Below are 22,392 nucleotides of genomic sequence, written 5' to 3'. Positions count from 1 at the left end.
CGGTGGGCGTAGTCGACGGAATCTCGGTCGAGCGCGCTGCCCATGTGGCGACCGTCTGGCTCGACCGGCCGGACCGGGGTAACGGCTTCGTCTCCGCGATGCAGGTCGAGTTGCACCGGCGACTCGCCGAACTGGACGATGACGAGGACGTCCGCGCCATCGTGGTCACCGGCCGGGGCCGGTTCTTCTCGACCGGCGCGGATATGGAACCGGGCGGCTCCAACTTCGCCTTCGACGAGGAGCAGACCCGAGCCGCCCGCGCCATGATGGCAGCACGGACACGGCCCTGGGAGCTGCGGACGCCGATCATCGGCGCCCTCAACGGCCCGGCGGTCGGCCTCGGCCTCACCTTCGCCCTGCAATGGGATATCCGCGTGGTGAACGAGAGCGCCAAATACGGCTTCGTGTTCACGAGACGAGGACTGATTCCGGAGCAGAATTCGCTGTGGTTGCTGCCCCGCTTGGTCGGCGCGGCCAAAGCTACCGAATTGTTGCTCACCGGGCGACTCTTCCGCGGCGACGAAGCGCAACGTATGGGTCTGGCGACCCAGGCGTTGCCCGGCGAGCAGGTCCTGCCCGCAGCGCTCGGGATCGCCACCGAGATCGCCACCGAATGCTCCCCTGCGGCAGTGGGTCTCACCAAGCGGCTGATCTATCAGATGCTCGCGGAAACCGATCGTGAAGCTGCTTTCCGGCGGGAATGGGAGATCTTCCGCTGGACCGGTCGCCAACCCGACTCCGCAGAGGGAGTGGCGGCCTTCCTGGAGAAGCGGAAGCCCGAATTTCCCAGCGGCAAAGACGTTTCGGCACCACTGGCCGACGTGGTGAACGACCGTGCGGCATGGATGGGGGAGCGTTGAGCGACGAGCAGGATGTCGTCCGATACGAGGTCGACGACGAGGTGCTGGTGATCACCTTGAATCGTCCGGACCGTCGTAACATGTGGACGGCGCAGATGGAGTCCGAGTTCTTCGCGGCGCTGGATCGGGCCACCGACGACCCCGCGGTACGCGTCATCGTGGTGACCGGCGCCGGGACCTCCTTCGTGCCGGGGCTGGATCCGGCGGTGTTGCAGGACGTCGGCGGCGGAAAGCGGTACACCACGAACCGGCGACCCCAGACCTACGCCACCACGGTCCCGAAGCCCGTCATCGGCGCGATCAACGGCGCGTGCGCCGGTATCGGATTGGCGCAGGCGCTCAACTTCGATCTGCGTTTCGCCGCCAAGGGCGCCAAGTTCAGTACGGCCTTCGCCAAACGGGGCCTGCCGGCCGAGGACGCCACCGCATGGGCGCTGACCCGGCTGGTCGGCCCGGCCCGGGCGTTCGACCTGCTCGTGTCGGCCCGCGTCTTCCTTGCGGAGGAGGCATTCGAGATCGGGCTGGTGCAGCGATTGTCCGAACCGGGTGAGGTGCTCGCCGATGCCGTCGCCTACGCACGGACGCTGGCGACAGATGTCTCCCCGGTCGCGATGGCGATGATGAAGAGCCAGGTCTGGACCGACAGCGAAGGCACTCGGGAACAGGCACGTATCCGCGCCCAATACCTGCTGACCCTCGCCAAACAGCAGCCGGACTTCCAAGAGGGCGTAAGCAGCCTGGTGGAACGCCGACCGCCCCGATTCGCCCCGTATTCCCGGCTCGAGTTCTGAGCTCGGGCCCGCACAAGGAGAAACCCCATGGTCGCAGAGCTGGAGATCGCGCCGGAGGACGCCGAATTCCAGGACGAGATCCGTACCTGGCTCGACGAACATCTCGTCGGCGAGTTCGCGCGCCATCGTGGAGTGGGTAGTCCCACCGACGACTCGGCCTGGGATGTACGGGTGGCGTGGGAGAAGGAGTTGTCCGCCGGCGGATGGCTGGGTCTCGGCTGGCCGGTGGAGTACGGCGGCCGCGGCGCGACCCCCGCTCAGGAAATCGTCTTCGAGTACGAGTACGCGAAGGCCGCCGCGCCGGCCCGAGTGGGCACCCAGGCGCTGGAACTGCTCGGACCGAGCCTGCTGGCGCACGGTACGGAGGCGCAGAAGGCCCGGTTCCTGCCACCGATCCTGGCAGTGGAGGAGATGTGGGGTCAGGGTTTCAGCGAACCCGGCGCCGGGTCGGACCTGGCGTCGGTACAGACCCGCGCGGTGCGCGAGGGTGACGAATGGGTGATCCACGGCCAGAAGGTATGGACCACATTCGGCCACCACGCGGACTGGCTGTATGTGCTGTGCCGTACCGATCCCGATCGCAGCCTGCGCCACCGCGGATTGACTCTGCTGCTGGTACCGGTCGACCAGGCGGGCGTGCGGATCAGCCCGATCCGCAATATCGCGGGGTCGGCCGAGTTCAGCGAGTGCTTCTTCGACGGCGCGCGGACGAGTGCTGACCTGGTCGTCGGCGAGGTGAACGGTGGCTGGAAGGTCGTCATGGGGACCCTCGCGATGGAACGTGGCTCGGCGTTGCTGCCGATGCAGTTGGCGATGCAACGGGAGGTCGACGAGGTGGTGCGCACCGCGTCCCGCGTCGGCGTCGCAGGCGATGCCCGGATGCGCCAGCGCCTCGCGGACGCGTACATCGCGACCCGGGTGATGCGGGCGACCACCCTGCGGGTGATCGCCTCGATCATCGAGGACAAACAGGAGACGACCACCGCCGCGGCGACGGTCAGCAAGCTGTTCGCCGCGACCGAGCATCAGAAGCTGGGTGAACTCGCCATGGATCTGCGCGGGGACGAAGCCATGGTGACCGCGGGTGTCGGGCACGAAGGCCTGGACGCACAGCAGAAGTCTTTCCTGCTCTCCCGCGCCGAGACGATCTACGGCGGTACCGCCGAGATCCAGCGCAACATCATCGCCGAGCGAGTGCTCGGCCTTCCGCGCTGATCCCGGCCTTGCGCACCGGACGAGTATGGTGCAATTATTTAACTATTATGCTCTAGTGAGAGGACTTCCCGATGCGTGACGCTGTGATCGTCGAGGCTCTGCGCACACCGGTCGGCAAGCGTGGCGGCGGCCTCGCCGCCGTCCATGCCGTCGAGATATCGGCGCAGGTGCTGCGGGCGCTGGCCGAGCGGACCGGCCTCGACCCGGCCCTGGTGGACGACGTGCACTGGGGCAACGTGCTGAGCATCGGTCAGCAGTCCGGGAATATCGGCCGGATGGCGGTACTCGGCGCGGGCTGGCCGGAATCCGTCCCGGGTTTCACGATCGACCGGCAGTGCGGCTCCTCGCAGCAGGCCATCTCCACCGCCGCCGCTGCCGTGATCTCCGGCCAGGCCGACGTCGTGGTGGCCGGTGGTGTCGAGATGATGTCGGCAGTGCCGATGGGTGCTGCGCGGGTCGAGGATACCGGTGAGATGGGCGGCCCGGCAGTGGATCGGTATGCCGACCAGCTGACCGATCCCGTCTTCGGCGGAACCTTCAACCAAGGTGCCGGCGCCGAACTGATCGCCGAGAAGTGGGGCCTGTCGCGGACCCGGTTGGACGAGTACGCCATCCGGTCACACGAACTGGCAGCCGCCGCGCAGGACAACGGCGATTTCGACCGAGAGATAATCCCGGTCACGACAACCGATGCCACCGTCAAGACGGACGAAGGAATCCGTCGTGGATCCACGGTGGAGAAGCTGGGCACTCTGAAGACGCCGTTCAAACAGGACGGGCGGATCAGCGCCGGTAATGCGTCGCAGATTTCCGACGGCGCGGCCGCCGTCCTCATCACCACCTCGGAAAACGCTGCCCGCCTGGGCCTCACCCCGCTGGCGCGGGTGCACACCGCTGTCGTCGCGGGCGACGATCCGGTCAAGATGCTCACCGGGCCGATCCCGGCCACGGCGCTGGCGCTGCGCAAGTCGGGTCTGACCATCGACGACATCGACGCGTTCGAGGTCAACGAAGCCTTCGCCTCCGTGCCGCTGGCCTGGCAGATCGAGACCGGCGCGGACGAGGCGAAGGTGAATCCGGTGGGCGGCGCCATCGCCCTGGGGCACCCGCTCGGCTGTTCCGGTGCCCGACTGGCGACCACGCTGATCCACTATCTGGTGCGTACCGGTAAGCGATATGGCCTCCAGACCATGTGCGAAGGCGGCGGCACCGCCAACGCCACCATCTACGAGCGGATCTGACCGTGGCGACCGGAACCGTAGCGGACGAATCCGCCGTGCCCGCGCCGATCGCGCCGGGACTGTTCACCTGGCCGGCCGCCGAGCCCCGGTTGATCGCCTCGCGCCGCGATGCCGATGCGCCGCTGGAGTTTCCGGCGATACCCGGTGACCAGGAAGTGCTGCTCGCGCGCACCGGAACCTTGTACACGTGGACGACCCAGGAATTCCCTCCGCCGTCCCCGCCCTACCGCGGTCCGGCGGAGTTCGAGCCCTACGCCGTCGGCTATGTCGAATTTCCCGAAGGCATCCTCATCGAAGGCCGGATCGCCACCCCCGATCCGAAGTCGCTGACCATCGGGCAGGCGATGACCGTCGTCGTCACGCCGTTCCGCACCGATCCGGACGGTACGAACGTGGTCACCTTCGCCTTCGCACCGACGTCGAATCCTGCGCAGAGCGAGGAATCCGAATGAGCAACGTATCGATCGTCGGTGTCGGGCTGCATCCCTTCGGGCGGTTCGAGGGCAAGCAGGCACTGGACATGGGTGCCGAAGCGGTGCGGGACGCGCTCGCCGACGCCGGGATCGGCTGGCCGGACGTGCAACGTGGCTTCGCCGGTAGCTTGGAAGTGTCGAATCCCGACGCCATCGTGGGCAAGCTGGGGCTGACGGGTATCCCGTTCTTCGGCGTCTTCAACGGCTGCGCCACCGCCAACACCTCGGTGCGGATGGCGGCCGAAGCGATCGAGCACGGCGAAGTCGACATCGCCGTGGCGGTCGGCTTCGACAAGCACCCGAAAGGCGCGTTCGCGGCCGATCCGTCGGTGCTCGGACTGCCGTCCTGGTACGGCGAGACCGGCCTGTTCATGACCACCCATTTCTTCGGGATGAAAATCAATCGGTACATGGCCCTGCACGGTATTTCCCGGCAGACGCTCGCCCGGGTCGCCGCCAAGAACTTCGCCAACGGTTCGCGAAACCCCAAGGCGTGGCGCCGCAAGCCCATGGCCGAGGATCAGATTCTCGCGGCTCCGTACGTGAACTTCCCGCTGACGCAGTACATGTACTGCGGCCCGGACGAGGGCGCCGCGGCGATCGTGCTGGCGCGGCGTGACATGGCGAGACGGTTCACGTCCACGCCGATCCATCTCGCCGCTACATCGTTGCGCACCCGCAGATTCGGAGCGTTCGAGATGCAGAGTCCGTCGCTGCCGGCGAACTCGGTACCGAGCCCGACGGTGGACGCGTCCCGTGAGGCGTTCGAGAAGGCCGGAATAGGGCCCGACGAGGTGCACGTCGCGCAACTGCAGGACACCGATGCGGGATCCGAGATCATCCATATGGCCGAGAACGGCTTCTGCGCCGACGGAGATCAGGAGAAGTTGATCGCCGAGGGCTATACCGAGATCACGGGCAGACTTCCGGTCAACACCGACGGTGGCCTGATGGCAAACGGCGAGCCGATCGGTGCGTCGGGCCTGCGCCAAATTCACGAGTTGGTGCTGCAATTGCGTGGTACGGCCGGAGACCGGCAGATTCCCGGCCCGCATCGCGTCGGCTACGCACACTTGTACGGGTCGCCCGGCACCGGCGCCGTCACCATCCTGACCACCTGACCGGCGGGCCGGCCGGATGCACATGCCCCGTCATCCGGCCGGCAGCGCCCAATGTCCGATCGCATTCCTCGGGAGACCCTCGTTGACGACGACACTGTCGACCCTGCTCGAACTGTTCGACCTGCAAGAAATCGCACCGGATCGGTTCCTCGGGGGGTCTCCGCAGACGTCATTGGTACGGGTATTCGGTGGGCAGGTGGCCGGTCAAGCACTCATCGCCGCGGCGCGCACCGTCGAAGACTCCCGAGTACCCCATTCGATGCACGCGTACTTCCTCCGGCCCGGAAAGGTGGGCCGGCCGATCGAATTCCAGGTCGATCGCATTCGCTCCGGCAGATCGTTCGATACTCGCAAAATAGTCGCGGAACAAGACGGTCGCGTGATCTTCGATGCATCCGTCTCGTTCCACGTCCCCGAAATCGGACCCGATCACCAGATGCCGTTTCCGGATGTGCCCGCCCCCGAGACGTTGCCGACGATCACGCAGACGATCGAGGCGGAGCCCGACGCCTGGCCCGAGTTCTACTACGAATGGGGTTCGGTGGATATCCGCTACGTCCCGGGTGTCTCCGGCGTACGTGACGGCCGCCGGGTCTGGTTCAAGACGACCGAAGCGGTACCCGCGGACAGCGTGCTGCACGCCGGCCTGTTGGCGTGTTTCACCGACCTCACCCTGTTGTCGGTGGCTCTCGCTCCCCACGGTGTGCCACCGCGGCACGATGGATTCCAGCTGGCCTCCTTGGACCACTGCGTGTGGTTCCACCGGCCGGTCCGGGTGGACGAATGGATGCTCTACGACCAGTTCTCACCGACCGCGGCGCTGGGCCGTGGCATCGCCCAGGGCCACGTCTTCGCGACCGACGGCACCCTGGTGGCAACCGTGCTGCAGGAGGGGTTGTTGCGCCCGGTTCCGTTGCGGGCCTGAGTCGGTGGGTCAGGCCGGTTCGTCGGCGATCAGATGCTTGCGGAGTTTGCCGGTGGGCGTGCGGGGGAGTTGCTCGACGAAACGCACCTCCCGCGGGACCTTGAACCGGGCCAGACGCGCGCGGCAATGCTCCAGCAGCTCCTCCGCGCCGACTACGCCGGACGCGGCCGGTTGGACCACCGCCACCACTCGCCGGCCCAGATCCGGATCCGGAGCCCCGATCACCGCCACGTCGAGCACGCCGGGATGCAGGATCAGGACGTCCTCGATTTCCCGCGGATAGATGTTCACTCCGCCGCTGATGATCAGGTCGGTGCGCCGATCGGCCAGGTACAGGTAGCCGTCCTCGTCCAGATAGCCCAGATCGCCCACGGTCGCGCGGCCCTTGTCGTCGACAACCGCCGCGGTGCGGCCCGGATCGCCGCGGTAACTGAAACTCGTACCGCCTTCGAACCAGACGGTGCCGATTTCGCCTGCCGCCAGCTCACGACCGTGATCGTCCAGGATCAACGGGCGGCCCAGCAGGGGCAGGCCGACCGAGCCGGGCTTGCGCAGCCAATCCTCGGAGCGGATCGCGGTGGCGCCCATGCCTTCTGTACTGGAATAGAACTCGAACAGGATCGGGCCCCACCAGTCGATCATCGCGCGCTTCACGGCTATCGGGCACGGTGCCGCGGCATGCACCGCGACCCGCTGTGACGACAGGTCGTATCGCTGTCGAATCTCGGGTGCCAGCTTCAGCATTCGAACGAACATCGTCGGTACCCACTGTGCGTGGGTGACGCGATGTGTCTCGATCGCAGCCAGTGCCGACTGGGCATCGAAACGTTCGAGCATCACCACGGTCCCGCCCGAGCGTTGAGCGCCCATGCTCCAGCCCAGCGGTGCGGCATGGTAGATCGGGGCAGGACAGAGATACACGTCACCGGGCCGGAATCCGAGCAACTCGCGCAACCATCGGCCCGGCGCGTCGGGATAGCTGCCCAACGGGCCGCCGGGCAGCGGCCGCTGAATACCCTTCGGGCGTCCCGTGGTTCCGGAAGAGTAGAGCAGAAAGTCGCCTTCGGACTGATCCGGCACGGCCGTCTCCGGAAATCCGTCGAGCGCGATGCCGAGTGCTTCCCAGCCCGTGTGATCGTTGGCGGGATCGACCACGAAACGATGCTCGACATCGCTCGAGGCCACAGCTGCGGCACCGAGTTGCGCGGCCGAAGCGAACAGTGCGGTCGCGCCGCTGTCGCGCACGATGTACTCGATCTCCGGGCTCGTCAGATGAGAGTTGACCCCCACGTAGTAGAGGCCGGTGCGCTGCGCTGCCCAGGCGATGACGAAGAACTCGGCGCGGTTCTCCATCAGCAGGGCGACTGTCGAGCCGGGGGTGAGTCCGCGGGCGCGGAGCAAATGGGCGACGGTGTTGGACCGGGCCTCCAGCTCACCGAAAGTCATTCTCGCGCCGGATGGTTCGACGATCAGTGCGATCCGGTCCGACCACTCCGGGGGAAAGAGGGTATCGGCTGTCATGGCTGATCGATTCGGCTCGGCTTGGGTTTGCCCGCCGTCCGCCAGTCCTCGACGTCCTCGCCGGGCTTGCCGGCCGGGAACTTGTCGTCGTGCAGTGCGGACCAATGCGCGTGGTTGAGCTGGTGCAACGCGAAGCTGTGCTTCAGCGAGTTCGTGAAGCCCATCTGGTCGACGGCATCGTTGATCAGGTCCTTCACCACCAGATTCGACATGGTGGGCCGCGCGGCGATCCGCCGGGCGAAGGCCAACGTTCGTTCGGTCAAATCCGCGCGCGGAAACACCTTGTTCACCATGCCGAGCCGGTAGCCCTCCTCGGCGTCGATCGAATCACCGGTGAGCAGTAACTCCTTGGCCTTGCGGGGGCCGAGTTCCCAAGGGTGCGCGACGTATTCGACGCTGCCCATACCCAGTCGGGTGCCCACCACATCGGCGAAGATCGTGTCGTCGGCGGCGACGATCAGATCGCAGGCCCACATCAGCATCAGCCCGGCCGAGATGACGTTGCCCTGCACCTGCGCGATGGTGATCTTGCGGAGATTCCGCCATCGCAGGGTGTTGTCGAAGTAGTAGTGCCACTCCTGCAGCATTCGTTGTTCCACCACGCTCGTCCGGGTGCCGCCATGGATCCGCATGGTGGGATGCTGGTTCGGGCCCGGTTCGATCTCCTCGCTCGACACGGCCGTTCCCATGTCGTGGCCGGCCGAGAAACTGCGGCCCGCCGCGGCGAGGATGACCACTCGGACGGTGTCCTCGGCCTGGGCGCGGGAGAAGGCGTCGTCGAGTTCGACCAGCATTCCGCGGTTCTGGGCATTGTGGGTCTCCGGACGGTTGAGCGTCAATCGCGCGATTCTTCCGTCGTCCAACGCCTCGTATTCGACGTAGTCGGCCATGGCTCCTCATCCGCGTCGTCGGGGAGATGTGGTGTCTCCGCACCCCGGGTCCCGACTCGGGGGCCCGTTGTCAAATAGGTATATATTTGTACTATACAGACCGACCTAGATCGTTCCACTGTTCCCGGAAGGCCTCATCGTGACGGATCAATCCCCAACCTCCGCTGTGCTCGTCGAGCAGCGTGACCGCGTACTCGTCGTCACGATCAATCGGCCCGCTGCGCGCAACGCAGTCGATGCGGCGGTCAGCCGGGGGCTGGCTGCTGCGATGGAACTGTTGGACAGCAGTCCTGACCTGTCGGTGGCAGTTCTGACCGGCGCCGGTGAGAACTTCTGTGCCGGAATGGATCTCAAGGCGTTCCTGAGAGGCGAGGTCATCGCGGTCGAAGGCCGTGGACTCGGCTTCACCGAGGCGCCGCCGCGCAAGCCGGTGATCTCGGCGGTGGAGGGTTTCGCCCTCGCCGGTGGTGCGGAACTGGCGCTCGCCACCGATCTCATCGTCGCGTCTCGTACAGCGGCGTTCGGGTTGCCCGAAGTCAAGCGTGGGCTGGTCGCCGGCGGTGGTGGCCTGCTTCGGTTGCCGCGGCGCATCCCGTACCAGATCGCGATGGAGCTGGCGCTGACCGGGGACACCTTCTCGGCCGAGCGCGGCTACCAATTCGGTCTGGTCAACTGCCTGACCGAGCCGGGGCTCGCGCTCGACAGCGCACTCGAGCTCGCTGCGCGCATCTGCCGCAACGGTCCGCTCGCGGTCGCGGCCACCAAGCAGGTCATCTGCGAGTCCGGCGACTGGAGCGATGCCGAAGCCTTCGGCCGGCAGCGGACGCTGCTCGCGCCGGTCTTCGAGTCAGAGGACGCCCGGGAGGGTGCCGAAGCCTTCGCGCAGAAGCGGGAACCGGTATGGACCGGCGCATGAGCCGGTCCCTCAGTAAGACCTCGAAGCAGGAACAGTGAATGGAGAACGGAATGACCACCTCAGCGAGCGATGTGGCACTGGTGACCGGTGGCGCGGGAGGGCTCGGTGAAGCCGTCGTCCGCCGACTGCACAAGATGGGCACGAAGGTCGTCGTCGCGGATCTCGCCGATGAACGGGCCGAGGCGCTGGTCGGAAGCCTCGGTGGCGGTGCGGTGTATCGGCGCACCGATGTGACATCGGAGGAGTCGGTGCACGCGACCTTGGACGCCGCGGCGGAACTCGGCACCCTGCGTCACGTTGTCATCGCACACGGTGGCTGGGGTGTCGCCGAGCGTGTGGTCGACCGCGACGGTAACCCTGCGTCGCTGCAGGGCTTCACCAAGACCCTCGACCTCTATCTGGTCGGCACTTACAACATCCTCCGGCTCGCCGCGGCGCGCATGGCGGCCAATGTGCCGACCGCCGGCGGCGAACGGGGAGCGGTGGTCGCGACCGCCTCCATCGCGGCCTATGAAGGTCAGATCGGGCAGAGCGCCTACGCCGCCGCCAAGGCAGGCGTCGTCGGCCTCACCCTGGCCGCGGCCCGTGACCTGAGTTCGGTCGGCATCCGCGTGAACACCGTCGCGCCGGGAACCATGCGCACCGCCATGATGGAGTCGGTGGGTGACGAGGCGCTGGCCAAGTTCACCGGCAACGTCCCGTTCCCGAAGCGACTCGGCGATCCGGAGGAGTTCGCGGCACTCGTCGAGCATCTGCTGACCAATGGCTACATCAACGGCGAGGTCGTCCGGCTGGACGGCGCCCAGCGCTTCGCGCCCCGCTGAGCAGTCGTCCGCACGGCTGCCGTACCGCGGAATCGTTCGGAGTACGGCAGCCGTGTCATGCGGGATCAGTACCTCATGTGGCTGCCCGCGGCCACGTTCAGGATCTCTCCCGTGGTCGCCGCCGACCGATCGGAGAGGAGGAATGCGGCAGCCTCGACGATGTCGGTGACATGCGCAAGCCGGCCGAGTGGCGCCTTGGCGACCTCCTCGTTGCGCATGTCGGCATGCAAGGCGTCGGTGAATCGGGTGCCGGTCACCATGCCCATGGACAGCGTGTTCACCCGGATTCCGTGCGGGCCGCCCTCGTGTGCGCAACTACGAGTCAGGACGTTCAGGCCACCCTTGGACATCGCATACGGCGCTTCGATACCCAGGCCGCCGACGTCGGGGGCATAGGTCGAGACGTTCAGAATCACTCCGCCGGCACCGGCGTCGCGCATCTGCCGCATCGCCTGCCGGCTGAGCATCCAGGGCCCACTCAGGTTGACGGCCAGGACACGATCCCAGTCGGCCGGGTCGTAGTCGAATATCGACCCGAGAATGTTCACCGCGGCGTTGTTCACCAAGATCGACAACGGCCCGACATGCTCGAGGACCCAGTCGGTGACGTCGATGATCTGCTCGCGATCGCCCGCGTCGAGGATCCGGGGGATCACCCGGGCGCCGGTGGCGTCGGCGATCTCGGTGGCCGCCTGGGTGAGTCGCTTCTCGTTGATATCGGTGAGAACGACGACGGCACCGTCCTCAGCGAGACGCCGCGCGATCGCACGGCCGATGCCCACGCCGGCAGCGGCTGTCACCAGCGCGATCCGTCCGTCCAATTCCTTCGACAACTCGGCCTCCTCTGCCTCGCCTCAGTTGGCGATAGTGCCCATCATTGCGATAGATCCTCTCATATTGCTAGTATGTATGCATCTGTAGATGACTTCGCGCAATCCTCGCGGCAGTCGTGCCGCCGGCGTGAGAAGGAGACTTCGACATGGCTCTGATCGAGAACACCGTCGGCACGCTGCCGTACCTCATGACGGACTTCGACCAGCATTCTTACGAGGCGCCCGACGCCTTCACCCGATTCATGCCCAAGGGCAAATTGCACACCGCCGTGCGGCCGATCGTCGCCGATGGCTACGACCGCAAGGTGCTACTGGCCAACGACCGCATCGTGACCGCGCTCGAGGCCGACCTGGACCAGGCGTATCTGCCCGGATCACTGGTCGAGATGCTCAAGCAGCGCGCGTCGGGCGACGCGACCGACGCCGAGCGGTTCTACGAACCGATCCAGGCCGAGTACCTCGACAAGGACAAGCGGCTGATCCAGCTCGGCGAGCAGCAGATCGAAAAGTCGATCATGTATCCGGGTGGCTGGGGCCTGCTGGCCGAGGCGTATCTGGACGGACTCGATCCGCTGTACGACAACCTCGAATCCTTCAACCGGTGGATCGACGAGGATTGGGGTTTCAACTACAAGGACACCATCTACGCGCCCGCGATGCTGTCGATGCGCGATCTGGATCGTTCCTGCGCCGAGCTGGACCGGGTGCTCGCCCAGGGCGCGCGCTTCATCCTGCTGCCGGCCGGTCCCGCGTACGGCCGGTCCCCGGGTGATCCGTACTTCGATCCCTTCTGGGCGCGGATCAACGAAGCCAAAGCCGTTGTCTGCTATCACATCGCCGAGTTCCACTACCAGGCGAACGTGGCGTCGCACTGGGGCTGGAACCTGGTGCCGCCCTTCCAGTTCTCGGCGTGGCAATGGCAGAACACCTACGGCGAGCGGCCGATCACGGACACGCTGTCGGCCCTCATCTTCGACAACCTTTTCGGGCGTTTTCCGAACATCAAGGTGCTGGTCAGCGAGTTCGGCGCGGAATGGGCGCCGCACTTCATCCGGCACATGGACAAGAGCCGCGGTATGGCCCGCAACGGCCGGTGGCTGGGTGGTCAGCTCAGCGAGCGTCCGAGCACGATTTTCAAGGAGCACGTCCGGGTGGTGCCGTACCCGGAGGACGACGTCGTCGCCCTCGCCGACAAGCTCGGCGGGGTCGACGCACTGGTGGTGGGCTCGGACTGGCCGCATGCGGAAGGTCTGCGCGAGCCCGCCGACTTCTTCGTGCGCGCCGAAGGACTCGGCGACGAGAAGCGCAAGCACTTCCTGCGGGACAACGGGATGAATCTGTTCCTGGGTACCTAGACTCCCCGGACAGCGAAAGAGGAGAAATGCAGGTCTTTTCGGGCAAGGAGCAGGTGCTCGCGGCGGTGGGGCAGACCCTCGGCACCAGTGAGTGGGTCCTCGTCACCCAGAAAATGGTCGATCTGTTCGCCGAGGCGACCGGCGACAAGCAGTGGATTCACATCGACGTGGACCGAGCGCGCCGAGAAAGTCCCTACCAGGGCCCGATCGCGCACGGCTACCTGACATTGTCCCTGTTGCCGGTGTTGGGGAATCAGATCTACCGGGTCGAAAACGCCAAGATGGGCCTGAATTACGGGTCCAACAAGGTGCGCTTCCCGAGCGCGGTACCGGTGGGCGCGCGAGTGCGCTCGACCGCCGAGTTGGTGGATGCGACCGAGGTGGCCGGCGGGGCGCTGCAGCTTGTCGTCCGGCACACCGTCGAGATCGAGGGTGGCGTCAAGCCGGCCATGATCGCCGAAGCCGTCAGCCGGGTCGTCTTCTGACCTGATACCTCCGATATGGCCGCAGGTCCGGTGGAAACCGGACCTGCGGCCATGCTGTTTCCGCGTTCCCTGGGGTGTCACCAGGCCACGGGAAGTGTGCGGCGGCCCCAGAAGTTGAACGGCCCGATCCGGGTGCTCTCCCCGTCCCCGCGAGAAGAAGGTTCATCAAGGTGTTCGAGATTTCGAAGTCGCTGAGCGGCTCGTCGTTCTCGGTTCGGACGGCCAGGAGATACGACTGTGGGCGGCTCCGGCGCTGCCGGCGGGTCCGCCCGCAGTCGGTGGATAGGGCCGGAGGTTCCGCCCCCGCGGTTGCGCTCCGACCGGCCACCGTGTCGTCGTCAGCTGAGCCGTTCGATGATCAGGGCCATGCCCTGGCCGCCGCCGACACACATCGTCTCCAGGCCGAACTGCTTGTCATGGGTACGCAGCGAATTGATCAGAGTCGTCGTGATGCGAGCGCCGGTCATGCCGAACGGATGACCCAGCGCGATGGCACCGCCGTTGACATTGAGCTTGTCCAGTGGGATTCCCAGCTCCCGATATGACGGGATCACCTGCGCGGCGAACGCCTCGTTGATCTCGAACAGATCAATGTCGTCGATGGTCAGGCCGGCGTGAGCCAGCGCGTCGCGAGTGGCTTCGATCGGTCCGAGCCCCATGATCTCGGGGGACAGTGCCGAGACGCCGGTGGCGACGATCCGCGCCAGCGCAGTGAGGCCGCGGTCGCGGGCGGCCTGATCGGACATGATCACGAGCGCGGCGGCGCCGTCGTTGAGCGGACATGCGTTACCCGCGGTCACCGTACCGTCGGGGCGGAACACGGGCCGCAGTCCCGCGAGCGCGTCGATCGTGGTACCCGGCCGAGGGCTCTCGTCCGAATCCATCACGCTGCCGTCGGGCAGGACGATCGGTGATATCTCGCGGGCCCAGAATCCCTCCTGGGCGGCCTTGGCATACAACTGCTGTGAGCGAGCGGCGAACTCGTCCTGTTCCTGGCGCGAGACCTTGCGGGCCTGGGCCACGTTCTCCGCGGTCTGTCCCATGGCGATGTAGACGTCCGGCAGCTTGTGGTCCGCCCGCGGATCGCGCCAATCCGGTGCGTTTCCGGTCGCGCGCTGCGCGGTCGAGGTCTGCGCGGCGCGGAAGCGTGGATTGGTCCACGGGTTGGCAGCGCGGTCGCGGGGATCGGCGCCGTCGGCCACCGGGGGCGTATCGGCATGTCCGCGTGTGCCGCGGCTGATCGCTTCCACGCCGGCGGAAACGAAGACCTCGCCCTCGCCGGCCTTGACGGCGTGGAACGCCATGCGTGTGGTCTGAACACTGGAGGCGCAATATCGCGTGACCGTGGTGCCGGGTACGGTATCGAGCCCCATCAGCACCGCGGCCACCCGGCCCATGTTGAAGCCCTGTTCCCCCCCGGGCGCGCCGCAACCGAGCAACAGATCCTGAATATCGGCCGGATCGAGTCCAGGCACCTGATCCAGCGCTGCGCGCACGGCCTGAACTGCGAGATCGTCCGGTCGCATGTCCTTGGTCCGGCCCTTGTACGCCCGGCCGATCGGGGTGCGCGCGGCCGCGACGATCACTGCTTCCACCATGGGAAGCTCCTTTCGTTCATGCATGAAAAAGGCGCCGGCCCCGACGGGGCCGGCGCCGTGTTCTCGTCAGGCGCGGACGTTGTCCCCGCCCGGGTAGCCGCCGCCACCGAACATCTCGTCGAGCGCCTCGTAGTCCTTGGCACCGTCGCGCTTGGGAATCTCGTTCACGAATTCGACTGTGCGCGGCTTCTTGTAGGAGGCGATCCGCACGCGGCAGTGCTCGATCAGCTCCTCGGCCGTCACCTCGGCACCCTCCACCAGCGCCACCACCGCTTTCACCGACTGGGTGAACTGCGGATCCGGCACACCGATCAACGCCGCCTCCCGCACGGCGGGATGCTGCTCCAGGCAGTTCTCCACCTCTACCGGGTAGATGTTCTCGGCGGCGGACTTGATCATCCGGGTCATGGTGCCGATGAAGTGGATGCTGCCGTCGTTCTCGCGCCGGCCCAGATCGGTGGTGTGCCACCAACCGTCGCGCATCCGCTGCCGGTTGATGTCCGGCCGGTTCCAATAACCGGCGTGTACGACGTCGCCGGCCACCACGATCTCGCCCGGCACACCGATCGGCTGCTCGTTGCCCTCGACGTCGACGATCCGGACCCGGGCCAGCGGAGACGGCCGTCCGGAATTCCCCTGACCGCGGCCGCCATGTCCGTTCACGACCGCCAAACCACTGACCTCGGTCTGGCCGAAGCCTCCGGGCGTGGCACCCCACGGCGTCGTGTCGGGAGGCAGCAAACCGTTCCACACGGGAGTGAACGGGCCGCCGCGCAGTGCGGACACATCGTGCTTGTCCGCGTCGTAGATCTGCGTCATCTGAATGATGGTCGGCGGCATCAGGAATGCCGAGGTGACGCCTTCTGCGGTGATGATGTCCAGGACTGCTTCGGCTTCCACCCGGCGAACGAACACATTGGTGCCGCCCTGCACATAGACCGCCATCGCGTCCCATTGGAAGTTGCCGATGTGGAACAACGGCCCGGAGTTGAGGAAGACCGATTCCTGGCTGGTTCGGGTCAGATAGGACGCCTCGGTCGCCATGGCCAACAGGTTGCGCTGCGTCAGCAGGGAGCCGTTGGGGCGGCCACCGATCGCGGCGGTGTAGATCACCAGGACGGGAAGGTCGATGTCGACAGAGCCCCACGGGTCTTCTGTGGTCTGTGCCGCTAGGGCATATTCGTAGCTGCCCTCTCCCTCCGTGTCGTGCTGCCACCACACCGGGTCGCGCTGGGTCAGTTTGCGCGCCGCACGCACCGCGTCCCCGATCTCCTCCTCCTGCCAGACGACGACCTTCGGATCGAAATCATCGATGACGAAGGCGAATTCCTCGCCGGACTGCCGCCAGTTCGCGGGACACACCATCGCCCCGAGCTTGGCACACGCTCCGAGCAGTTCGAACACCCGGAACGAAGTCTGGCCGAGCCAGAGCACCCGGTCGCCCTCGCCGACGCCGGCGGCCTGCAGCGCGTGCGCGGCCCGGTTGATCCGATCGTCGAACTCCGGCCAGGTCAGGCGGTATCGGTCGTCCACGATGGCGGTGGCCAGGGGATAGCTCCGCCGGTGTTCTCTGGAAATATCACCCAACGTGGTGTGGGTCACGGGATCTCCTCGTTTGCGATCGTTTGCGAAGTGGATCGGTTCGGTGGTCTCAGCGGTGGCCCAGCGCGCGCAGCACGAAGCGGTGGACCTGGGTGACGAGTTCGTGTTCGTCCGGCGGCAGTCCGCCGTTGCGTCCGCTGGTCAGCAGGCCTCGCATCAGGTGTCCGACGAGTACGGCTTCGACCTCGGGGTCGCCCGGCTCGAGCTCTCGTCGCTGCATACCGCACCGGACGATCTCCGACAGTTGCTTGTCACCGATGCCGAACAACACGGCGACCGGCTCAGGCAGAACGTCGATCAGGTCCCGATCCAGAAACAGCCGGGTCCGCTGGGCCCTGCTGTGGTCGTAGAGGATGCCGATGTTGTACCGCAGCCATGCGCCCAGCTGGTCGGCAACCGGTGCGTCGGGGTCGATACGGTCGCGCAGTTGACGGTCGACCAGCTGCACCTCGTCCTCCAGCAACGCGAGAAGTAGGTGTGCCTTGCTGGGGAAACGACGGTAGAAGTTGCTCGCCGAAGTGCTGGACGCGGCCAGGACCTGGCGCACCTTCAGCGACCGGAATCGGGAGCGCTCGAGCACCCGCCACGCCGCGGTCAGAATCCGCCGTGTCTCCGAGTCACGCGCTGACGGGTGGTAGCTGGCTATTGAAAATATCCCATCATCGCATGTGGTGGCGGATGGCTGCAACTCTGCACCTCTGATCAGCTGATCGCAGTACGGCGATCCTCCTGGTTAATCCGATAGATAATTCTACTACATAACAGAAGGGTGGGCCAGCGCGGGCTGGAACAACGTTCCCTAGGCTCGAGCTGGTCGTGCGTCCTACGGTGTGACCCAAATCTCTTGGTGGTATCCGTTACCTTCGAAGGAAGTCACGACATGGGTCCCGACCGTCACGAAGGACGATTCACACGTGTGCCGCGATCGGACCGGCGCCGGTGCGCTACCCGGACCCCGGATCCGGTAGTGCTTCAGCCGTGCGCGGCGGACGGTGGTTCACACGTCGTCCGCCGTGGACGCCGGGCGGTAGTCGGCACCGTGGAGAATGAATCGTGCCAGGGCCGAGGGTATTTCGCATTCCGCGGTATCCGGGGGGAACAACGCTTCACCGGCCAGCGCCGTGCCGAGTACCAGCGCCACGGCCAGCCGGACGGTGGACCGCATGTCGCTGGCGGCCGCGGTCCCGCTGTTCTCCATGTACTCGTGCACGCCGTCGATCAACGCCTGCAGGCATGGCGCGAGCGGCGAAGCCGCCGCGGTTGCGGGACGGTCGCTCGCGCCGGCGGCCAGCGACATCAGGATGTGCCGGTTGGTCGAGCACAACGCGTACAAGCCATCGGCAAAGCGAAGGGTGACGTCGTAAGGGTCCTGTCTCGGGTCGTCACCCATCGCGCCCGCGAACTCGTTCATGAATTCGACCAGCGGGGCGGCCGCGGTCGACCGGAACAGCTCGGCCTTGGATTCGAAGTGGCGGAACACCATCGACTCGGTGACTCCCGCGCGGCGGGCCACTGAGCGAATGGTCGTGCGCTCGAACCCCTTCTCCGCGAACTCCGCGGACGCGGCGTGCGCGATCAGTCGCTTGACTTCGGCCGACGCCCGCCGTTTCCGGGCGGTGGTGGTCGTCATCGATCCATCGTCGCACGGCGGCGATTAGGGAGTGACACTCCCTTGACGCGTGACGCCGCTTACAGTTAGATAATTTAAGAGATTCACGTCACGTGCCTCGCTTGTGAGTCGCCTCGGCCGACCGGGTGGTACGTCTGCGATCCGGCGTCGCTGAGACGAAACCAGCTGGTGCTGAATCTTTTTCACTGACCACGCCATCACGACGAGGAGATGCGGGTATGTCGACCTTCGAAGGCCGGTTGTTCATCGACGGTGAATTCCGGGAAGCGCGATCGGGGCGAGGTTACGAGGTGATCAACCCGGCCGATGAGTCCGTCGTGGCCGAGGCCGCCGATGCCGGGGTCGAGGATGTCGCCGACGCGATCGCAGCTGCGCGCCGGTTCGTGGACAGTTCCGACTGGGGTACCGATCACGAGTTCCGCCAGAAGTGCCTGAAGCAGTTGAAGCAGGGGCTGATCGAGCGATCCGACGAGATCAAGGCTCTGCTCATCGCCGAAGCGGGGGTGTGCGCGTCCAACATGCCGACGCATGTCGACGTGATGATCGACGGGATGGACTTCTTCAACGACCTCGTCACGTCGTTCCCATGGGAAGAAGACCTGCCGGCCTACGAGATCCTCGGCAACCGGAGCCTGCGCCGAATCCGCTACGAGCCGTATGGCGTGGTCGGGGCCATCACGCCGTGGAATGCCCCGTTCATGACCGCGATCTGGAAGGTCCACCACGGGTTGGCCACCGGTAATGCCGTCGTCCTGAAGAGCGCGCCCGACACCCCGTTGACGGCGGCGCTCCTCGCGCAGGTCGTCAGCGAGTCCACCGATATCCCGAACGGCGCTTACCACGCGATCAGCTCCGCCGACAAGGCCATCGTCGGCGACGCCATGACCGCGGATCAGCGGATCGACCTGTACCACTTCACCGGTTCCCCGGGTGTCGGGCAGCGGATCGCCGAGCGGGCCGCCAACGGAATCCGTCACAGCGTGCTCGAGTTGGGTGGCAAGTCGGCGAATGTCGTTCTGCCGGACGCGAATCTGGACATGGCTTGCGGACTCGGCGTGGTGATGTGCATGTCGAACAGCGGCCAGGGCTGCGCACTGGCGACCCGGATGGTGGTTCATGCCGATATCTATGACGAGGTGCTGGCGCGGCTCGAGGCGATGATCACTCACCTGCCCTGGGGTGATCCGAAGGATCCGGCGACCATGGTCGGTCCGATCATCCGGGAGGAACAGCTCCAACGGATCGAAGGCCTGGTCGATCGTGCGCGCTCGGCCGGGGCGCGTGTCCTGGCCGGCGGCAAGCGCGGCGACCGGTTCGATCGCGGCTTCTGGTACGAACCCACAGTGCTGGCCGATGTCGACGAGAACGCCGAAGTCGCTCAGACCGAGGTGTTCGGGCCCGTCCTGTCGGTGATTCGCTACAGCGGCGACGACGACGAAGCCGTCCGTGTCGCCAACAACTCCCGCTACGGATTGTCGGCCTATGTGCAGTCGGCGGATGAAGACCGCGCCTGGGCGGTGGCGCACAAACTGCGCGCCGGAACCGTCAACATCAACAACTCCTTCTACCTGTCGCCGGATGCGCCGTTCGGTGGCTACGGAATCAGCGGCGACGGCGTCGAGCACGGTGTCGCCGGATTCCGGGAGTACCTGCGCATCAAGTCGATCGCCAGCCCGGCGAAGTAACGGAGGAACAGCTGTGCGGATGCAGGACAAGGTCGTTGCCATCACCGGGGCCGGCTCCGGTCTCGGTCGCGAGGGCGCGTTGCTTTTCGCCACCGAGGGCGCGCGGGTGGTCGTCAGCGATATCGTGCCGGGCCGGTCGCAGCAGGTGGTCGATGCGATCGAAGCGCAGGGTGGCGCCGCGGTCGCCGTGGATGCGGATGTCCGCGTCGAAGCGGATATGGACCGGGTGGTCGAGGTGGCGGTCGAGACCTACGGGCGCATCGACGTGATGTGGGCCAATGCCGGCATCCCGGAACCGGGATTCGGCATGCAGCCACTGGCCGAGTCGTCGTTGGACGACTGGAACAACATCTTCGCGGTCAACTCGACCGGCATCTATCTGGCCTGGAAAGCCGCGGCGCGGTGGATGATCGCGAACGGCGCCGGTGGCGCGCTACTGGCAACGTCGTCAGCGGCGTCCTTCACGGCCTACCCGGGTTTCCCCATGTACACCGCTTCCAAGGCTGCGGTGAACGGGCTGGTCCGTGCCGCCGCCCTGGAATTCGGCACATTCGGGATCCGGGCCAATGCGTTGTGTCCCACGCACGGAATGTCGGTGAACTTCGCGTTGCCGCCGGAGGCCGAGGTACTGGGCAAGTCCTACGAGCAGATGCAGCCCTGGGACCCCGACAAACGCGCGATGCCGCTGCGGCTGGATCGCCCCCCGGTGCTGCGCGACAACGCCAACCTTGCGCTGTTCCTGGCCTCCGACGAGTCGGCTTACATGTCGGGCCAGACGATCCAGTCCGCCGACGGCGGCCAGTTCGCCCGCACCTCGATCATCTTCCCGACCGATCTCGGGGAGAGCACGGACATCACGTCGGGCTCGATCCCGGACGATCTGCGCGAGCAGATCGACCGCTGACAGGCAGAGAAGTCGCATGGAATCCTCCACAACCAGATTCGATCCGCGCGTAGCCGGCCTGTCCCAGCAGGTCAAGGACTTGGCCGAACCGCAGCACATCTATGCCGCGAAGGCGGGCGACGTCCGCTCCGAATACATCGATGGTGCGCTGCACCTCTACCGCCACGAGGACATTCTCGCGATCAACAAGCATCAGGACGTGCTCGGAAACGGTGGCCGCGGCGGAAGTTTCGGTCACGACGGGCGTTTGATTCCGCTGGAAATCGACGGCGCGGAACACCGGAAATGGCGGCGGTTGCTCGATCCGCTGTTCGCTCCCAAACGAGTACAGCATCTCGAGGAGAGCGTCCGGCGCCTTGCCGGTGAGCTCATCGAGAACGCCCGCGCCGCGGGAGGCGCCGAGTGGTATCGCGAATTCTGTACGCCGCTGCCGTGCCAGACCTTTCTCGGTCTGGTCGGAGCCCCCTTGACCGACCTCGACTTCTTCCTGGAGTTCAAGGAAGGAGTGATCCACCCGAAAGGAGAGACAACCGAGGAGATCGATCTCAATATGGCGGTGGCGGGCGGAAAGCTGTTGGAATACTTCAGCGTCTTCCTCACCGAGAAACGTACTCGCCTCGACAGCGACGACGATGTCATCGCCGAGCTGATGCGGTCGGAGGTCGACCATGAGCCTCTCGGCGAAGCAGACCTGATCAACATCCTTTTCCTGCTGATGTTCGCAGGGCTGGACACCGTGACCGCCTCGCTGTCCTGCCTGACCGGGTGGCTCGGCCGAAATCCCGGCCACCGCGAACAGTTGATCGATTCACCCGATCTGCTGACTCCTGCCATCGAGGAGTTGCTCCGGTACGAGGCGCCGGTGCCGTCGGGTATGCGTTTCGCCGAGCGCGATATCGATCTGGGTGACGGGCTGATCGTTCCGGCCGGCGCACAGATCAATGCCTTCTGGGCAGCGGCCAATGTGGACCCGACCTACCACGAGGATCCGCTGCGTGTCGACTTCCACCGGCAGCGAACCGCGCACATGACTTTCGCCAGCGGCGTACATCGTTGTCTCGGTTCACATCTGGCTCGCCTGGAACTGCGTATCGCATTGGAAGAGGTACTCCGGCGTGTGCCGCTGTACGAAGTCGACGTCGATGCGCTGACCTACGACAACGTCGCAGTGCGGGCGGTCACCAACCTTCCGGTGACGGTCCGATGAGGCTACGCTTGGAGCACGGTCAATGCGCGGGGCATGCACTGTGCCACACGGTGGACCCCGCGCTCTTTCCGATCGACGATGCCGGCTACTCGGCCGTCGATGACAACGAATTGGATTCGGCCGACCTCGGCCGAGCACATGCCGGTGTGAACGCGTGCCCCGAGCGCGCGTTGGCCATCGAGGAATAGTCCGAATCGACCGCTCGTCCCGAGGTCGACGACCCGGCGCCGGTTCGCCCAGGAAATCTCCGTGCCTGTGATGTGTCCGCATCACACAAATATGACAACTGATTTCGGGTGGCCGGCACGGAGGGCGG

Annotated in this window: 22 protein-coding genes; 15 read left to right on the top strand and 7 right to left on the bottom strand. The window is 66.0% G+C overall.

Annotation, left to right across the window (positions count from 1 at the left end; genetic code table 11):
* The first annotated feature begins 2 nt into the window (after nt 1-2).
* From LBW94_RS25595 to LBW94_RS25565, 7 genes are all read left to right on the top strand, one after another.
* Complete coding sequence (locus LBW94_RS25595) at nt 3-860, top strand: enoyl-CoA hydratase-related protein (RefSeq protein ID WP_225060508.1); 858 nt, start codon at nt 3-5, stop codon at nt 858-860.
* A complete protein-coding gene (locus LBW94_RS25590) occupies nt 857-1,651 on the top strand; it encodes an enoyl-CoA hydratase-related protein (protein WP_225060509.1) in 795 nt (264 codons plus the stop codon). Before LBW94_RS25595 ends, LBW94_RS25590 begins: the two co-directional genes overlap by 4 nt.
* 27 nt (nt 1,652-1,678) lie before the next feature.
* Nucleotides 1,679-2,866 (top strand): acyl-CoA dehydrogenase family protein, encoded by a 1,188-nt coding sequence (locus LBW94_RS25585; RefSeq protein ID WP_225060510.1) that lies wholly within the window; start codon nt 1,679-1,681, stop codon nt 2,864-2,866.
* Nucleotides 2,867-2,937: 71 nt separating this feature from the next.
* The gene (locus tag LBW94_RS25580) at nt 2,938-4,107 is read left to right on the top strand and encodes a thiolase family protein (RefSeq protein ID WP_225060511.1); all 1,170 of its coding nucleotides are present in this window, start codon (nt 2,938-2,940) and stop codon (nt 4,105-4,107) included.
* Nucleotides 4,108-4,109: 2 nt separating this feature from the next.
* On the top strand, nt 4,110-4,559 hold the full coding sequence (locus tag LBW94_RS25575; RefSeq protein WP_225060512.1) for a Zn-ribbon domain-containing OB-fold protein: 450 nt from the start codon (nt 4,110-4,112) through the stop codon (nt 4,557-4,559).
* Nucleotides 4,556-5,701, top strand: a complete 1,146-nt coding sequence (locus LBW94_RS25570) for a thiolase family protein (RefSeq protein ID WP_225060513.1) — start codon at nt 4,556-4,558, stop codon at nt 5,699-5,701. The genes LBW94_RS25575 and LBW94_RS25570 overlap by 4 nt, the downstream gene beginning before the upstream one ends.
* Before the next feature lie 82 nt (nt 5,702-5,783).
* Nucleotides 5,784-6,626 carry an acyl-CoA thioesterase gene (locus tag LBW94_RS25565; RefSeq protein ID WP_225060514.1) on the top strand — a complete coding sequence of 281 codons (843 nt, stop codon included), beginning with the start codon at nt 5,784-5,786 and terminating at the stop codon, nt 6,624-6,626.
* 9 nt (nt 6,627-6,635) lie between these two features.
* Here LBW94_RS25565 and LBW94_RS25560 read toward each other — a convergent pair whose 3' ends face one another.
* Both LBW94_RS25560 and LBW94_RS25555 read right to left on the bottom strand, forming a co-directional pair.
* Complete coding sequence (locus tag LBW94_RS25560; protein WP_225060515.1) at nt 6,636-8,147, bottom strand: acyl-CoA synthetase; 1,512 nt, start codon at nt 8,145-8,147, stop codon at nt 6,636-6,638.
* Nucleotides 8,144-9,037 carry an enoyl-CoA hydratase gene (locus LBW94_RS25555; protein WP_225060516.1) on the bottom strand — a complete coding sequence of 298 codons (894 nt, stop codon included), beginning with the start codon at nt 9,035-9,037 and terminating at the stop codon, nt 8,144-8,146. Before LBW94_RS25555 ends, LBW94_RS25560 begins: the two co-directional genes overlap by 4 nt.
* Before the next feature lie 166 nt (nt 9,038-9,203).
* Between LBW94_RS25555 and LBW94_RS25550 the strand changes: the two genes are divergently transcribed.
* Nucleotides 9,204-9,953, top strand: coding sequence for a crotonase/enoyl-CoA hydratase family protein (locus LBW94_RS25550; RefSeq protein ID WP_416276948.1), 750 nt, complete (start codon nt 9,204-9,206; stop codon nt 9,951-9,953).
* Between the two features lie 50 nt (nt 9,954-10,003).
* Nucleotides 10,004-10,777 (top strand): SDR family oxidoreductase, encoded by a 774-nt coding sequence (locus LBW94_RS25545; protein ID WP_225060518.1) that lies wholly within the window; start codon nt 10,004-10,006, stop codon nt 10,775-10,777.
* 65 nt (nt 10,778-10,842) lie between these two features.
* On the opposite strand, the gene LBW94_RS25540 is transcribed toward LBW94_RS25545, so the two are convergent.
* Nucleotides 10,843-11,610: an SDR family NAD(P)-dependent oxidoreductase gene (locus LBW94_RS25540; protein ID WP_225060519.1), complete on the bottom strand. Its 768-nt coding sequence runs from the start codon at nt 11,608-11,610 to the stop codon at nt 10,843-10,845.
* 146 nt (nt 11,611-11,756) lie between these two features.
* Between LBW94_RS25540 and LBW94_RS25535 the strand changes: the two genes are divergently transcribed.
* Nucleotides 11,757-12,965 carry an amidohydrolase family protein gene (locus LBW94_RS25535; protein ID WP_225060520.1) on the top strand — a complete coding sequence of 403 codons (1,209 nt, stop codon included), beginning with the start codon at nt 11,757-11,759 and terminating at the stop codon, nt 12,963-12,965.
* Nucleotides 12,966-12,991: 26 nt separating this feature from the next.
* Nucleotides 12,992-13,450, top strand: a complete 459-nt coding sequence (locus LBW94_RS25530; RefSeq protein ID WP_225060521.1) for a MaoC family dehydratase — start codon at nt 12,992-12,994, stop codon at nt 13,448-13,450.
* Nucleotides 13,451-13,788: 338 nt separating this feature from the next.
* Here the strand turns inward: LBW94_RS25530 and LBW94_RS25525 are convergent, their stop codons facing one another.
* From LBW94_RS25525 to LBW94_RS25510, 4 genes are all read right to left on the bottom strand, one after another.
* Nucleotides 13,789-15,048, bottom strand: a complete 1,260-nt coding sequence (locus LBW94_RS25525) for an acetyl-CoA C-acetyltransferase (RefSeq protein ID WP_225060522.1) — start codon at nt 15,046-15,048, stop codon at nt 13,789-13,791.
* 66 nt (nt 15,049-15,114) lie between these two features.
* On the bottom strand, nt 15,115-16,650 hold the full coding sequence (locus tag LBW94_RS25520; protein WP_225060523.1) for an AMP-binding protein: 1,536 nt from the start codon (nt 16,648-16,650) through the stop codon (nt 15,115-15,117).
* A 49-nt stretch (nt 16,651-16,699) separates the two neighbouring features.
* Entirely contained in the window at nt 16,700-17,338 is a 639-nt protein-coding gene (locus LBW94_RS25515) for a TetR/AcrR family transcriptional regulator (RefSeq protein ID WP_225060524.1), read from the bottom strand.
* Between the two features lie 309 nt (nt 17,339-17,647).
* Nucleotides 17,648-18,280 carry a TetR/AcrR family transcriptional regulator gene (locus tag LBW94_RS25510; RefSeq protein WP_225060525.1) on the bottom strand — a complete coding sequence of 211 codons (633 nt, stop codon included), beginning with the start codon at nt 18,278-18,280 and terminating at the stop codon, nt 17,648-17,650.
* A gap of 218 nt (nt 18,281-18,498) precedes the next feature.
* Here LBW94_RS25510 and LBW94_RS25505 point away from each other — a divergent pair, with 218 nt between their 5' ends.
* Genes LBW94_RS25505 through LBW94_RS25490 form a run of 4 tightly spaced genes read left to right on the top strand, consistent with a single transcriptional unit; the run spans nt 18,499 to nt 22,264 of the window.
* Nucleotides 18,499-19,965, top strand: a complete 1,467-nt coding sequence (locus LBW94_RS25505) for an aldehyde dehydrogenase family protein (protein ID WP_225060526.1) — start codon at nt 18,499-18,501, stop codon at nt 19,963-19,965.
* A 19-nt stretch (nt 19,966-19,984) separates the two neighbouring features.
* Nucleotides 19,985-20,869 carry an SDR family NAD(P)-dependent oxidoreductase gene (locus LBW94_RS25500; protein WP_255634864.1) on the top strand — a complete coding sequence of 295 codons (885 nt, stop codon included), beginning with the start codon at nt 19,985-19,987 and terminating at the stop codon, nt 20,867-20,869.
* Between the two features lie 16 nt (nt 20,870-20,885).
* Entirely contained in the window at nt 20,886-22,076 is a 1,191-nt protein-coding gene (locus tag LBW94_RS25495) for a cytochrome P450 (RefSeq protein WP_225060528.1), read from the top strand.
* Nucleotides 22,073-22,264 (top strand): ferredoxin, encoded by a 192-nt coding sequence (locus LBW94_RS25490; RefSeq protein WP_225060529.1) that lies wholly within the window; start codon nt 22,073-22,075, stop codon nt 22,262-22,264. The genes LBW94_RS25495 and LBW94_RS25490 overlap by 4 nt, the downstream gene beginning before the upstream one ends.
* Nucleotides 22,265-22,392 lie beyond the last annotated feature (128 nt).

The organism is Nocardia sp. alder85J (assembly GCF_020176955.2).
In the GTDB taxonomy this organism is placed as follows: Bacteria; Actinomycetota; Actinomycetes; order Mycobacteriales; family Mycobacteriaceae; genus Nocardia.
Note: the sequence above shows the minus strand (reverse complement) of the source record. Positions and strands in the feature narration are given on the sequence as shown.